Origin of the sequence: Cytobacillus oceanisediminis (assembly GCF_004366035.1) — a bacterium.
Lineage (GTDB): Bacteria > Bacillota > Bacilli > Bacillales > Cytobacillaceae > Cytobacillus > Cytobacillus oceanisediminis_C.
This window is the reverse complement of record NZ_SOEE01000001.1, coordinates 303,325-317,775: the sequence shown is the minus strand read 5'-3', so window position 1 is coordinate 317,775 and position 14,451 is coordinate 303,325. Positions and strand designations below refer to the sequence as shown.

Below are 14,451 nucleotides of genomic sequence, written 5' to 3'. Positions count from 1 at the left end.
ACTGAGTTGATTCTTCGCGGTGGGCACTTGATCCTGGAAAATGGATTCGCATTTTCTTCGTCAAGGAGGGTTATTCAATGTCCTGCGGGAGGAGAGGGAGCGTGAGACCCCCCAAGCGAAGCCGAAGAGGCTTTGGTTCCTCCCCGTGGAAAAACAAGTGTCCCGTGCTGAAATCAACGGGTTTACTTATTGTGCAAAAACAACAATCGGTTAGGAAAGAGCCATATGAAAAGAATAAATGAAAGCAGTGGTGTTTGAGATGAGAATGGTTGATCTTATTGAAAAGAAAAGGGATGGCCTTGAGTTAGCAACTGAAGAAATTCAGTTTGTCATTAAAGGATATACAGATGGTTCAATCCCGGATTATCAGGTAAGTGCGTTAACAATGGCTATCTTTTTCCAGGGAATGACAGAGAACGAAAGAGCCGACTTGACTATGGCGATGGTAGAATCCGGTGATCAAATCGACTTATCAAAAATAGAAGGCATTAAAGTAGATAAACATTCAACTGGCGGTGTTGGCGATACAACAACACTGGTCCTGGGACCGCTTGTAGCGGCAGTAGGTGTTCCGGTTGCGAAGATGTCAGGCAGGGGACTCGGACATACAGGCGGAACAATCGACAAACTTGAGTCTGTAGAAGGTTTCCATGTGGAAATTGAAAATGATGAATTTATTAAGCTTGTTAATCAAAATAAAATTGCAGTAATTGGACAGAGCGGCAACTTAACACCAGCAGACAAAAAGTTGTATGCACTTCGCGATGTTACAGCTACAGTCGACAGCATCCCTCTAATTGCAAGTTCGATTATGAGCAAGAAAATCGCTGCAGGTGCTGATGCCATTGTCCTTGATGTTAAAACAGGCGCTGGCGCATTTATGAAAACGCTTGAAGATTCACGGGAATTAGCGAAAGCGATGGTTCGAATCGGAAATAATGTTGGCAGAAACACAATGGCAGTTATTTCGGATATGAGCCAGCCGCTGGGTTATGCAATTGGAAATGCCCTTGAAGTAAAAGAAGCGATCGATACCTTAAAAGGCGAAGGTCCTGAGGATTTGACAGAACTTTGCCTGACCTTGGGCAGCCATATGGTTTTCTTGGCGAAAAAAGCGGATTCACTGAAGGAAGCGCGTGAAAAGCTTGAGAATGTTATTAAAGACGGTTCTGCTTTAGACACATTCAAAGTATTCTTAAGCTCTCAAGGCGGAGATGCTTCCGTTGTTGATGATCCGCAAAAATTGCCTCAGGCAAATTATACATTTGAATTAGAAGCTAAGCAGGATGGCTATGTTTCTGAGATTGCAGCAGATGAAATCGGAACAGCAGCCATGCTTTTAGGAGCAGGAAGAGCAACCAAGGAATCCGAAATCGATCTTGCTGTCGGCCTTATGTTAAGAAAGAAAATCGGCGACCAGGTACAGAAGGGTGAATCTCTAGTAACCATCTACAGCAATTTCGAAAATGTAGAAGAAGTAAAAAATATGCTTTATGAAAACATTGCTATATCGACTGAAAAAGTATCGGCTCCAGTATTGATTCATGAAGAAATAACTGAATAATATAGCAGCAAAAAGCCGCCAGGACTTTATGTCTGGCGGCTTTTTGCTGTGGTGCTGTTTCTCTTATTTTCTTTTTAGCCAGCCAGTACTGTATAAATTTTCTTTGAATGGAAAAAATGGAGGCTATAAAGAATGGAGGTATTGTGTGATGAAACGACTCGTCTCATTGATGTTAATAACATTATTAATGGCAACAATCTTTGTTCCTTCAGGATTTGCAAGAGAAAGCAGTGCAGATTTAGCGGATAATGTAAAATCCGCAATTCTTATCGAACGTGATACCGGATCGATATTGTATGAAAAAAATAGCGGTGAACAGCTTCCGCCTGCGAGTATGACTAAAGTAATGACAATGCTTCTAATCATGGAAGCTATAGATGAAGGAAAGCTGTCATGGGATGAGAAAATCCGGACAAGTGAGTATGCAGCATCAATGGGCGGCTCGCAAATTTTCCTAGAGCCGGGTGAAGAAATGACCACAAAGCAAATGCTGCAGGGAATCGCGATTGGTTCAGGAAATGATGCGTCTGTAGCAATGGCTGAGAGAATTGCCGGTTCAGAAGAAGCCTTCGTTGAAATGATGAATAATAAGGCAAAGGAATTAGGCCTGAAAGATACTAATTTCCAAAACCCTACAGGCTTGTCAGCTAAGGAACATTACAGTACTGCACATGATATGGCAATAATGGCAAAAGAGCTTCTTAAATATGAAAATATAACAGATTTTACTGGCACATATGAAGCTTATCTTCGTGAAGATACAGATAAAAAATTCTGGCTTGTCAATACAAATCGCCTTGTGCGATTTTATCCAGGAGTTGATGGGCTTAAAACAGGTTTCACTTCTGAAGCAAAATACTGTTTGACAGCAACGGCCGAGAAAGATGGCATGCGGGTAATAGCAGTTGTATTTGGCGCACCGACTTCCAAAGAACGCAATGCCCAAGTGACTAAAATGCTCGATTATGCATTCAGCCAATACAAGACACATCCAATGTATGAAAGAAATCACGTCCTTGGCAAAGCGGCAGTAAGCAAAGGGGAGAAGAAAATGGTTGAAGCCCTGACAAGCGAACCAATTTCCCTATTAACTAAAAAAGGTGAAAGCATTGAGGAAATTGAACAAAAAGTCACATTAAATAAAAATATTAAAGCACCTGTCCAAAAGGGCGATCAAATCGGGACACTAACCTTGAAAAAGGATGGAAAAGTTTTAGTTGAAAGCCCTCTGGTTGCTAAAGAAGATAGTAGGGAAGCATCATGGTGGACCTTGTTTAAGAGATCCATGGGATTATTTTCAAAAGCTGAATAAATGACCATTCATTTTTGTCGAAAAGAATCTTTATGTTAATTATTTTTAGCGAAAATGCACTAGTTTTGTCTCCAGGAAGGAAATGAAACATCATGCATCGAAATTGACTCACTATAAGGGCGGATACCGGAACTTTTGAGATTCCGGCTTATCCTATCCGGAGAAAGAGCATGGAGCATTAGCGGCTTTTTCAGTTGCGGATACCAGATAAGGAGGCTAAGATAGTGAGTCTTAACATTAATTTGGAAGTAAAGCATGATGTCTTATGTATTCGTTTAAGCGGGGAGCTGGACCATCATTCGGCAGATGAGCTGCGTGAACAGGCAACAAGGGCGATTGAAGATCATGACATCCATCACATTATTCTAAACCTTGAGCAGCTTTCTTTTATGGATAGTTCAGGGTTGGGAGTTATTTTGGGCAGATACAAACAAATCAAACAAAAGCATGGTGAAATGGTTGTTTGTGCGATTTCTCCAGCAGTGCAGAGACTATTTGATATGTCGGGTTTATTTAAGATTATCCGTTTAGAACTGACAGAAGAAAACGCACTGCAAAGATTGGGGGTTGCCTGAAAATGAAAAATGTGATGAACCTCGAGTTCAGCGCACTTAGCCAAAATGAATCATTTGCTCGTGTCACTGTTGCTGCCTTTATTGCTCAGCTTGATCCGACGATGGATGAACTGACAGAAATTAAAACTGTCGTTTCCGAAGCTGTAACCAACTCCATTATTCACGGCTATGAAAATGATCCTAATGGGACTGTCTATATTTCTGTCCTGATTGAAGATGGATTCATTGATTTGACCATTAAGGATCAAGGTCTTGGAATTATGGATGTGGAGGAAGCCAGGCAGCCGTTATTTACAACAAAACCTGAACTGGAAAGATCAGGTATGGGCTTTACCATCATGGAAAATTTCATGGACGAAATCGAAATCAAATCGCAGCCGGGGATAGGCACAGAGATCCGATTAAGGAAGCATTTATCAAATAGTAAAATGCTATGCAATTAAGGGAGTCTTGCTATGGATGTGGAGGTTAAAGCAGAGAAGGGCCAAACCTATTTAAAGGACAATGAAGTCAAGGAGCTTATAAAGCAAAGCCAAAGCGGAGATCAGGGTGCAAGAGACAAAATTGTTCAAAAAAATATGCGTCTTGTCTGGTCTGTCGTTCAGAGATTCTTGAATAGAGGATATGAACCGGATGACCTCTTCCAAATTGGCTGTATCGGCTTGTTGAAATCAGTTGATAAATTTGATCTCAGTTATGATGTGAAGTTTTCAACCTATGCGGTTCCAATGATTATCGGGGAGATCCAAAGATTCATCCGCGATGATGGAACGGTAAAGGTAAGCCGTTCATTGAAGGAAATGGGCAATAAAATCAGGAAGGCCAAAGATGAGCTATCAAAAACGCTTGGCCGCATCCCGACAGTTACTGAGCTTTCCGAGTTTCTGGAAATCTCTCCGGAAGATATTATCCTCGCCCAGGAAGCAAGCCGGATACCTTCATCAATACATGAAACCGTTTATGAAAATGATGGAGATCCCATAACGCTGCTCGATCAGATAGATGATGGCAATGAAGGGAAATGGTTTGATAAAATAGCTCTAAAAGAAGCGATCCGCGAATTGGATGAGCGGGAAAGACTGATAGTCTATTTGCGCTATTATAAAGATCAGACTCAATCTGAAGTGGCAGCAAGGCTAGGTATTTCCCAGGTTCAGGTATCGCGTCTTGAAAAAAAGATACTCCAGCAAATGAAAGATCGAATGGATATATAAATCCATCCGGTCTTTCTTTTTTTATTTTCAAAATAGCAAAGCATAAAGCTTTGAACATCGATAACTGTCTAGATCCCCCGCATTTGCTGCTTTTCTAAACAGCCAATTATTGGAGTTCATGAAGCTAATATATGTAACTCATACTAAATATAGACACAAAAGCGGAAACGCTCTAAATATGCGAACCAAGTTTGATAAAAAAGAAATCACTTTGTGGGAAGTGAGCGTTTTGGAGAAAACAGTTTATATTCGCTTGCGGCACCGTCTGCAAATACGGCCCAATGAGAAAATACTGCTTAAAGATATCGCACAGGTCATTGCTGATGATGATATTTATGAAAAGCTTTGTGCACTTCCACTATATAAAGTAACCGAGCATGACAGGAATATTGTGATAATTGACGTTATGAAGGTAATTCGTGCTATTACCCAAATATTTTCAAACTCAAACCTGGAGGTCCAGTCGATCGGGCCGGCTCAATCGATAGTTGAGGTGGTTACAAAAAAGCAAAAAGTCTCATTCCCTCTTTTCCTGCTGGTTTGGCTGCTTCTGTTTATTGGTGCCGCCCTGGCAATTATGAATTTTCATGAAGATGTAAGTATGCAGGCTGTACAGCTTAGAATTTACACTCTCATAACTGGGGAAGTGGACAGAAAGCCCCTCATTTTTCAAATTCCCTATTCCATAGGCCTGGGGCTTGGCATGATCATATTCTTTAATCATGTTTTTAAAAAGCGGCTTAATGAAGAACCTAGCCCATTGGAAGTGGAAATGTTCAATTATCAGCTGGACCTTGATAATTATGTTGCATTGAAAGAAAACAAGGAGAGTATGAAGTATCTTGATGACCATTAATGTTGTTCTGGTAATGATCATTGGATTTGCGGGAGGGCTCGCTGTTGGTTCAGGGTTTGTTGCCTTTCTGGCAGTTTTAGGCATTATCCCGAGGCTGACTCAGCTGACCAAAACGATGAAAATGATCCATCATTATGAAGCTGCAGTTGTTATGGGTGCATTGGCAGGTGCACTGGCAACTTTATGGGATCCTGTGCTCCAGTTAACACCGCTGCTTTTAATCCCACTCGGACTGGCTTCGGGAATATTTATTGGAATGCTGGCAGCAGCTTTAACCGAAGTTTTGAATGTATTTCCAATCCTTGCGAAAAGAATCGGAGTGGATGGGAAAATTGCGATTTTATTAATGGCATTTGTATTTGGGAAGGTGTTCGGATCACTGTTTCAATGGATTTATTTTGTAAATAAATAAGCAATCGGTTGGGCATATTTAAAGAAAAATGAGGAATCGGAAAGGAAAAACCGCTATGGATGAACGGAGGCACGTCATTCTTATAACAGATGGAGACGATTTTGCAAGGAAGACAGTTGAGCTTGTTGCTAAGGAAATCGGTGGAAGATGCTTGTCCCTGTCGCATGGAAACCCTTCAATCTTAACCGGTCAGCAAATCGTCAAGCTAATAAAAAAAGTCTCGCATGATCCTGTGCTGGTTATGTTCGATGACAGCGGCTTTATCGGGGAGGGAACTGGAGAGAATGCGCTGAAATATGTTGCGGGCCATAAGGATATCGATGTTCTGGGAATCATAGCAGTTGCCTCAAAAACAAGGCAGGCCGAATGGACAAAAGTAGATGTGTGTATTGATAATAATGGCGAATTAACCCCCTACGGAGTTGATAAGTTTGGAGTTCCCGAGATGGAAATAGGCAGAATCAATGGTGATACCGTCTATTGTCTGGATAAGCTGGATGTGCCGATAATCGTAGGAATTGGCGATATCGGGAAGATGTCCAAAAAAGATCATTACAATGCAGGATCACCAATTACAAGAAAGGCAGTAGAACTTGTATTGGAAAGGAGCGGCTATTATGGCACAAAGGAAGACGAAAGAAGATAAGACACCCATTTTTGAATCCGTACATGAAATTGAAAAATATATGAAAAATAGAGTCGGCCTGGGAGAAAGCTTCGATCTGGGTGTCAGAAAGCTAACGATCTTAAGGAAGGATGTACATTTCTATTATATTAATGGATTAACGGATACGAATTATATCATTGCTATCATTGAGGGACTTGTTGGAATCAATGACAGTGAAAAACTTTCCGCTAACCTTTTTAAAATCATTGAAAACAGGCTGAGGCATCAATCAATTGAACACATTAAAACAATGGATGAGCTGGTCGATCAGGTGCTCTCAGGCCTAATTGTGGTTGTAGGCGAGGGAGAGGGAGAAGGGCTTGTCATCGATGTCAGAAGCTATCCCGGCAGAACCCCTCAGGAGCCGGATACTGAAAAGGTTGTCCGTGGATCAAGAGATGGCTATGTAGAAAATATTATAGTAAACACTGCCTTAACCCGCAGAAGAATTAGGGATGAGAGACTGCGATTTGAGATAATGCGAGTAGGTGAAAGGTCTAAAACGGATGTTGCCATTGGTTTCATTAAAGATGTGGCCAATAAGGATCTAGTTGATTTAATTAGAAAAGAAATAAAAGCCATTGAAATAGATGGCATTACCATGGCTGATAAAACAGTTGAGGAATTTTTACTAAAACAGGGCTACAATCCTTTCCCGCTGGTACGGTATACGGAAAGGGCGGATGTGGCAGCCGCCCATTTGCTTGAAGGGCATGTTATTGTTTTTGTAGATACTTCACCAAGTGTCATTATAACACCTACTACTTATTTTCATCATTTACAGCATGTGGAAGAATACAGGCAATCGCCAGCTGTTGGCACATTTGTCCGCTGGATTCGCTTTTTAGGTCTCTTGGCTTCCGTTGTGCTTTTGCCGTTATGGTTCCTGTTTGTTTTGGAGCCTTCGCTTCTGCCAGAAAGGATTGCGTTTATCGGACCAAACGAAGAAACGAATGTTCCTGTCATAGCCCAGCTGTTTCTTGCAGACGTCGGAATTGAATTTCTAAGGATTGCAGCCATCCACACACCTACACCGCTTTCAACTGCCATGGGCTTAATAGCAGCTGTACTTATAGGTCAAATTGCCATAGATGTTGGCCTATTTGTTCCTGAGGTCATTTTATATGTATCACTTTCGGCAATTGGAACATATACGACACCAAGCTATGAACTGAGCATTGCCAATAAAATTCTACGATTGTGTTTGCTTGTGGCAGTTGCCATTTTCCATACACCAGGATTAGTCGTTGGGCTTACACTAGTCATTCTCCTGCTGGCAAGCATTAAGTCTTTGAATACACCATATCTATGGCCGTTCATTCCATTCAGCCCGGTGGCTTTAACCCAAATCCTGATTCGCCGTTCCATGCCCGGTTCAAAGATCAGGCCGAGTATTGTCCAGACTAAAAATCGCTATAAGCAGCCTGTTAAATAAGAAATACGCGTAATGCCGATTGCGGAAATACAAGAAATATGGTAAAGTTTTTTTAATTAAATAAAGGATTAAAGGAAACAGAATAGACAGTCTCTTATGCAGCTGTCTATTTCTTTCATAAACTGATTAATCTCGGGGGCAAGGGCACCTGGCCTAGCTCCTGTGGAAAAGGAAGAGGGGGAACCATGTTTTTTCACGGCACGATGAAGGTAAATGAAAAAGGGCATCTTGAAATTGGCGGAATGGACACAGTCGATCTTGCCGGTCAATTTGGAACACCTTTATACGTATATGATGTGGCATTAATAAGAGAACGGGCAAGGGGATTTAAGCAGACTTTCGATAAGCTTGGAATAAAAGCACAAGTGGCATATGCAAGCAAAGCTTTTTCTACAGTGGCCATGGTTCAGCTTGTTGATGAAGAAGGTCTTTCTTTGGATGTAGTTTCAGGCGGTGAGTTATACACAGCTCTTACTGCAGATTTTCCATCTGAAAGAATCCATTTTCACGGGAACAATAAGAGCAGAGAAGAATTGGAAATGGCTCTTAAGAATCAGGTCGGCTGTATTGTTGTCGATAATTTTTATGAGCTGGAATTATTAGAAGAGATTTGTGAATCTCATGCAGCCAGGACAAAAATTTTACTCAGGGTTACACCTGGAATTGAAGCCCATACCCATGACTATATCTTAACTGGCCAGGAAGATTCAAAATTTGGGTTTGACCTTCAGAATGGACAGGCGGAATCGGCTTTACAAAAAGCGCTGAATTCAAGCTGGATCGAAACACTTGGACTGCATTGTCATATCGGTTCTCAGATTTTCGATACAACAGGATTCATTTTGGCTGCCAAGAAAATTTTTGAAAAGATGGCAGAATGGAAAGAAAAGCATGCTTATGAACCTATAGTTCTTAACTTAGGCGGTGGTTTTGGAATCCGCTACACTGAAGAAGATGATCCGATTCATGCATCTCAATATGTTGAAGAAATCATTGGGGAAGTTAAGAAACAGGCTGAACATTATTCAATGAAGATGCCGGAAATTTGGATTGAGCCTGGGCGGTCCCTTGTGGGAGACGCAGGGACAACTTTATACCAGACGGGATCACGCAAAGAGGTTCCAAATGTTAGAAATTATCTGGCTGTGGACGGCGGCATGAGTGACAATATCAGACCGGCTCTTTATCAGGCTAAGTATGAAGCGGTATTGGCAAACCGGGTATTGGATAAACCCGAAGAGACAGTATCAATTGCCGGTAAATGCTGTGAATCAGGCGATATGCTTATTTGGGATTTGCCTCTTCCAAAAGCAGGGGATCAAGACCTCCTGGCCGTTTTCTGCACCGGCGCATACGGCTATTCCATGGCAAACAACTATAACCGAATCCCAAGGCCGCCTGTCGTTTTTGTTGAAAATGGAGAGGCTAAGCTAGTTGTTAAAAGAGAAACATACGAGGACATTTTAAGATTAGATCTGCCGATCAATGAAAAAATAAAAAATTAAGCTGCCCGCCAAGGCAGCTTAATTTATTAAGAAAAGAAGGCTTTAACAGCGTCTATTACACTCACAAAAAAACGCTTTAAGCTTTCTAAAAAACCTTGGCCTTCTTCACTTTCAAGGTACTTGGAGATTTTGTCTTTTGCCTGGTTAAGCTGCTCGCCGACCTGATTCCAGTCTATATCTAGCTCTTTCAGTTTGTTGAACAAATCTATTAAACTTAAAATCTCCTGTTCAGTCAAAGTGATGCCAAGTTCCTTTGCGGCATTTTCGATAATAGTTCTAAGTTCTGCATCGGTTTCAGGTGAATTTTTGGCAATTTCCTCTTTAATTTTGGCAATTAAAGCAGCAGCATTCTCGTTTCCGACCGAATCGCCAAGCTTAGCTGTTTCAACCATTTCTTCATTAGCCGCCTGCTTTACTTCTTCAGGGATTGTCTTTTCGGCCGAGATTTCATATGCTTTGATGATGCCTGTTAAGGCAGCTGTACCGGAAACATTCGCAGGAGCTGTTATATAGATTTTCGCATCTTTTACACCTGCAGTAATCAAGGCATTAATATACATTTCATCAGTAACCCAGTTGATATTCTTTGTCTCAACTTCAAGTCCGGAGCCTTGTTTTGCTATTGTGACGGCGGAAGAAGATATCGCTCTCGTGCCTATTAAAGCTTTAGAGATATAATTGCCAAGATATTTATGTTCTTCTTCATTTGAAACAGTAATGATGGTCGCATCTTTCGGAGCTTTCATTTCAGCCAGCAGCATATTTTTTTGTTCTTCTGATAGATTCTCTCCCAGGGTGACAATTACGTCACCTTCTGCCATATCGGCAAATGCCTGTATCGGCATAATAAATAATAGCGAAATAATGAATAGCGCAAGCATTTTATTCCATTTCATGCGGTTTCCTCCCGGAGCAATAATAGGTAAGCCATGTATGACTAGTCTCCCTTAATTATAATGGCTTCCTGTAAATAGACGATTCTTATGCGAAAAAGTTTCAATTCTTGTATAACTGAAACATTAGCTCAAAATGCCTATTTCAGCAGGCAGAATGGAATTATCAAAAAGAATAGTGTAAAATGAATGATAGTTTGTGAGTCATAGGATTTATATATAAATGGGGGCAGTAAGGAATCATGAAAAAAAGCAATTGGCTTCTTTTTATTTTATTGCTTGTCTTAAGTATCGGATGGGGACTGGTTTACTGGTTTTTTATAGTTTAGAGCCGTCTTGTATCAATAAAGGCGCTATTATACGGTTTTTATTCGAAAATAGCAACATTCAGCATGAATACATATACTGTTATAGTAAGTTTACAAATATTAAAAAATGGGAAAAATAGTTATGATGTTTTTATTCAAATAATGAGGGATTAATATGCTAATTCGATATAAAAAATCATTTGAAAAAATTGCAATGGGTCTTTTATCTTTCATGCCTAATGAAAAAGACCTGAAAAGGCTGCAGCAGACGATGAAGCAATATGAAACAGAAGAAAATTGGCAGCTGTTTTTGTGGAAGGAAGGCGAAGATATAATTGGGCTGGTTGGTGTTACATCAAGTGATCAGACCATGGAGATTCAGCATATCTCTGTTAACCCGTCACACCGCCATCAAGGGATAGGCAAAACAATGATAAAAGCATTGGATGAACTATACCCTGGCAAAACGTTAACTGCAACTGATGAAACGGAATCTTTTTTAAACAAATGTGATGTTAATTAGGAAAAGCGGAAGCACCTTGTCAACCTCAACAATCACGGAATGGCGTTTTTTGCCTTTTGGGGTGGGTCAGCTTGTGACATCGAGGGGGCAGGCTGCTTGCGCTGGACAGTTCTCGAGACTCAACATAATATACTTTCTTACATTGGAAAAGGCAGCGAATAATTATTATTCCTGCCTTTTTTTTTGATTTAGGGCATCCAGTCTCTCTTTAATGACCATTGTTCTATCTCTTCTTTTATGGCGGTGAACAATTTCTTTATCCAGCAGAATGCTGTCAGAGCACCAGGCAAATCCCTTGGAGGAACACATATTCATGCATTTCTCCTTAAGCAGGCGGTCTGTAATTGGCAAATTAACGCTCGTGTACTTTCCGCCTTTTTGTATTAGATCGAGCCTTTCCTTAAGGTCTTTCATCAATTGATCTGCATTAATTCCCAGTGCCGTCAAATCTGCAGGACTGCACTCCAATATGGCGATTCCTTTGCGGAGAGTACGTTCTGCTCCATTATAATTTTCTCTGCGATGATGATAAAAAGAAACTGCCATGAGAATTAACCCAACCCATATAGAATTTTTATTGTTTCGATCGGTATTCTTCCAGTATTCCTCCAGTATTTCGTGACATTCAAAATAATCACGGTCACCATGAAAATGGACCATGAACTCGATATATTCATCAGGATACATACTTTCACTCCTTGACAATTCTTGTTTTAAACAAATAGGAAACTATAAGATTTTGAGCGTCGATTACTGTCAAGCTTTAGTCCCTATTCCCGAGAAGGCGATTGTGTTTTTCTTAATTTTAACATAGCAGAAGCGGTAATCAGAAAAATAAAAACCCGGCGATTTAGCCGGGCTTACAGGGGATGAATTTAAATTCATATATTTTGGCGCTTTTTGGCTGGTCCCTGCTAGGCCATTCTTTTAAAGGTCAGCCAGCAAAGCTTTGCTGTATAAACGCAACAATTTAGAAGCACCAGGAAGCTCCTACAATAATTAATAGGATGAACAACACTACAATTAAAGCAAACCCGGTTCCGCAATCTCCAAATCCAGCATTAGACATATAAAATACCTCCTGTATCTTTATTTCCATACATCGTATGTAGGCAATTGCCTGATTGATTGGGCGCATCAAAAAAATATGAAAATGAAATTGGGGTATTCCGGACATCAGGGTTATTTTTCTATTGGATAACATTAATGAATAATCTATACTAGATATAGTCTTTTGGAGTTTAAGGGAATTTATATTAGGAAAATTTGGTGGGTATTTATGCAATATGATCATTATAACGTAAAAATAGATGCATTCGAGGGGCCGCTGGATCTTCTTCTTCATCTTATAAATCGGCTGGAAATCGATATCTATGACATTCCTGTATCAGAAATCACTGAGCAATACCTCATTTATATACATACAATGAAGGAGCTTCAGCTTGACGTAGCAAGCGAATATCTTGTGATGGCAGCTACACTGCTGGCTATTAAAAGCAAAATGCTGCTGCCAAAGCATGAAGAGGAAGAGCTGGAGGATGAATTTGGAATGGAAATGGAGGAAGATCCAAGAGATGAACTCGTAGAACGGCTGATTGAATACCGTAAGTATAAGGAAGCTGCGGAAGAGCTTAAGGAGCGCGAGCAGGATAGAAGTTTAATGTATACAAAGCCGCCTGCAGACCTTTCAGAATATGTGAATGATTCACGGCAGGAAAAAGCTGATTTGAATGTAAGTCTTTATGATATGCTTGGTGCTCTGCAAAAGTTATTAAGAAGGAAGAAACTGCAAAGGCCGCTTTCCGCGAAAGTCGCACGTCAGGAGATTCCCATAGAGAAGCGGATGGCTGAAATTGTGGACCAGTTAAGGAATTTTAAGGGGAGGAAAAAATTTACCGACCTTTTTCCAATATCAGACAGAGAACATATAGTGGTCACTTTCCTGGCGGTGCTGGAGTTAATCAAGCGTAAAGAAATACTGGTCGAGCAGGACAGAAACTTTTCGGATATCTTTGTAGCTTCCATGGAAGGAGACAAATAGTATGGAGATTATTAATTGGAAAGGAATTGCTGAAAGCCTTCTGTTTGCAGCCGGTGATGAGGGCTTATCCTTAAAGCAAATTGCCCATGTTCTGGAGGTGGAAGAACTTCAGGCCCGTGAAATCATGGACAGCCTTATTGAAGACTACGGCAATAGCAGCCGGGGAATTATGGTGGTTGAACTGGCGGGGACTTTTCAGCTGGTTACGAAAAAAGAGTTTTCTTCGTATTTAAAAAAGCTGGTAGAATCTCCATCTTCCGCCTCCTTATCTCAGGCGGCACTCGAGACATTAGCAGTCATTGCTTACAGGCAGCCTATTACAAGGACAGAGATTGAAGAGATAAGGGGAGTCAAGACAGAGAGGCCTCTTCAGACATTATCGGCAAAAGCACTGATTAAAGAAGTTGGACGGGCAGAAGGAACAGGGCGGGCCTACCTGTATGGAACGACTAAAGAATTCCTTGATTATTTTGGTCTTAAAAGCATAGAAGAGCTTCCGCCGCTGCCGGATAAGATTAGTGAAGAAGAGGATTCATTCCAGGAAGAGGCAGATTTATTCTTTGAGAAGTTCCAGGAGCTAGATTCTTGAGTTTTCTGACACATTACATAGGAAGTGTGGTAAAATAGATTTATATTTTTCCCTTTCCTTAAAACAGCTGTCATACATATCACCTTAAAACCATCGGGGGAAATAGGAGGGTTTTGCTTGCTGATTAAACATTGCAGAGGATACGAGCTTGAAAAAGAAAAGCCGAACACTTCGGAAGACTTTTTTAACAGAAGCGAGATTGTGTTCGAAGAAGATGGGCAGGAGAAAACTTTTCACGTTTTATATGTCCGTTTCTTTGATGAATCCATGAATGAGTTCACACCCTATGAACAGGACCCAGTCTTCATTGCTGGTTCGAGAGAGGTGCAGTTCAAGGATCTTGTTGCTCTTTCATGTTTATTAAAGAACCCGGGTTTTAGGCATCGCAAACGAATTTATCTTAACTCAAAGGCTGATTTTGCATCCTATTTTCAGGATCTGGACTTTTCCAAGCTTCCCTCCATTTTTGAAGCGCTGGAGAATAAAGAATCCTTTGACCTGCGATCACCTTTAGATTTTATTGTTCAACCGCAGTAATAGCCAGTGTACAAATACGG

Annotated in this window: 17 protein-coding genes; 14 read left to right on the top strand and 3 right to left on the bottom strand. The window is 40.8% G+C overall.

Features of this window, described 5'->3' with window-relative positions; all coding sequences use genetic code 11:
- The first annotated feature begins 259 nt into the window (after positions 1-259).
- The 10 genes from DFO72_RS01620 to lysA all read left to right on the top strand — a co-directional run bounded on the left by DFO72_RS01620 (position 260) and on the right by lysA (position 9,540).
- A complete protein-coding gene (locus DFO72_RS01620; protein ID WP_113884538.1) occupies positions 260-1,564 on the top strand; it encodes a pyrimidine-nucleoside phosphorylase in 1,305 nt (434 codons plus the stop codon).
- Between the two features lie 148 nt (positions 1,565-1,712).
- Positions 1,713-2,876 (top strand): D-alanyl-D-alanine carboxypeptidase family protein, encoded by a 1,164-nt coding sequence (locus DFO72_RS01615; RefSeq protein ID WP_113884463.1) that lies wholly within the window; start codon positions 1,713-1,715, stop codon positions 2,874-2,876.
- A gap of 224 nt (positions 2,877-3,100) precedes the next feature.
- On the top strand, positions 3,101-3,451 hold the full coding sequence (gene spoIIAA / locus DFO72_RS01610) for an anti-sigma F factor antagonist (protein ID WP_113884464.1): 351 nt from the start codon (positions 3,101-3,103) through the stop codon (positions 3,449-3,451).
- Between the two features lie 2 nt (positions 3,452-3,453).
- Positions 3,454-3,894: an anti-sigma F factor gene (spoIIAB, locus tag DFO72_RS01605; protein WP_113884465.1), complete on the top strand. Its 441-nt coding sequence runs from the start codon at positions 3,454-3,456 to the stop codon at positions 3,892-3,894.
- 12 nt (positions 3,895-3,906) lie between these two features.
- Positions 3,907-4,665: an RNA polymerase sporulation sigma factor SigF gene (sigF, locus tag DFO72_RS01600; RefSeq protein ID WP_009332823.1), complete on the top strand. Its 759-nt coding sequence runs from the start codon at positions 3,907-3,909 to the stop codon at positions 4,663-4,665.
- Positions 4,666-4,894: 229 nt separating this feature from the next.
- Entirely contained in the window at positions 4,895-5,521 is a 627-nt protein-coding gene (locus DFO72_RS01595; protein ID WP_113884539.1) for a stage V sporulation protein AA, read from the top strand.
- Entirely contained in the window at positions 5,511-5,933 is a 423-nt protein-coding gene (locus DFO72_RS01590; protein WP_113884466.1) for a stage V sporulation protein AB, read from the top strand. The genes DFO72_RS01595 and DFO72_RS01590 overlap by 11 nt, the downstream gene beginning before the upstream one ends.
- 55 nt (positions 5,934-5,988) lie before the next feature.
- A complete protein-coding gene (locus DFO72_RS01585; RefSeq protein ID WP_113884467.1) occupies positions 5,989-6,579 on the top strand; it encodes a stage V sporulation protein AE in 591 nt (196 codons plus the stop codon).
- Positions 6,551-8,035, top strand: a complete 1,485-nt coding sequence (locus DFO72_RS01580; protein WP_113884468.1) for a spore germination protein — start codon at positions 6,551-6,553, stop codon at positions 8,033-8,035. Before DFO72_RS01585 ends, DFO72_RS01580 begins: the two co-directional genes overlap by 29 nt.
- Positions 8,036-8,220: 185 nt before the next feature.
- Complete coding sequence (lysA, locus tag DFO72_RS01575) at positions 8,221-9,540, top strand: diaminopimelate decarboxylase (RefSeq protein WP_113884469.1); 1,320 nt, start codon at positions 8,221-8,223, stop codon at positions 9,538-9,540.
- A 26-nt stretch (positions 9,541-9,566) separates the two neighbouring features.
- Here the strand turns inward: lysA and DFO72_RS01570 are convergent, their stop codons facing one another.
- Positions 9,567-10,436: a DUF1002 domain-containing protein gene (locus tag DFO72_RS01570; protein WP_113884470.1), complete on the bottom strand. Its 870-nt coding sequence runs from the start codon at positions 10,434-10,436 to the stop codon at positions 9,567-9,569.
- 480 nt (positions 10,437-10,916) lie between these two features.
- Here DFO72_RS01570 and DFO72_RS01565 point away from each other — a divergent pair, with 480 nt between their 5' ends.
- Complete coding sequence (locus tag DFO72_RS01565; RefSeq protein ID WP_113884471.1) at positions 10,917-11,264, top strand: GNAT family N-acetyltransferase; 348 nt, start codon at positions 10,917-10,919, stop codon at positions 11,262-11,264.
- A gap of 165 nt (positions 11,265-11,429) precedes the next feature.
- On the opposite strand, the gene DFO72_RS01560 is transcribed toward DFO72_RS01565, so the two are convergent.
- Complete coding sequence (locus tag DFO72_RS01560; RefSeq protein WP_113884472.1) at positions 11,430-11,951, bottom strand: DUF309 domain-containing protein; 522 nt, start codon at positions 11,949-11,951, stop codon at positions 11,430-11,432.
- Between the two features lie 283 nt (positions 11,952-12,234).
- Entirely contained in the window at positions 12,235-12,333 is a 99-nt protein-coding gene (locus tag DFO72_RS01555) for a YjcZ family sporulation protein (protein WP_113884473.1), read from the bottom strand.
- A 210-nt stretch (positions 12,334-12,543) separates the two neighbouring features.
- On the opposite strand from DFO72_RS01555, the gene DFO72_RS01550 reads away from it, so the two are divergent.
- The 3 genes from DFO72_RS01550 (at position 12,544) to DFO72_RS01540 (ending at position 14,431) form a co-directional block, all read left to right on the top strand.
- On the top strand, positions 12,544-13,305 hold the full coding sequence (locus DFO72_RS01550) for a segregation/condensation protein A (RefSeq protein WP_113884474.1): 762 nt from the start codon (positions 12,544-12,546) through the stop codon (positions 13,303-13,305).
- Between the two features lies 1 nt (position 13,306).
- Positions 13,307-13,894: an SMC-Scp complex subunit ScpB gene (gene scpB, locus DFO72_RS01545; protein ID WP_113884475.1), complete on the top strand. Its 588-nt coding sequence runs from the start codon at positions 13,307-13,309 to the stop codon at positions 13,892-13,894.
- A 117-nt stretch (positions 13,895-14,011) separates the two neighbouring features.
- Complete coding sequence (locus tag DFO72_RS01540) at positions 14,012-14,431, top strand: hypothetical protein (RefSeq protein ID WP_113884476.1); 420 nt, start codon at positions 14,012-14,014, stop codon at positions 14,429-14,431.
- Positions 14,432-14,451 lie beyond the last annotated feature (20 nt).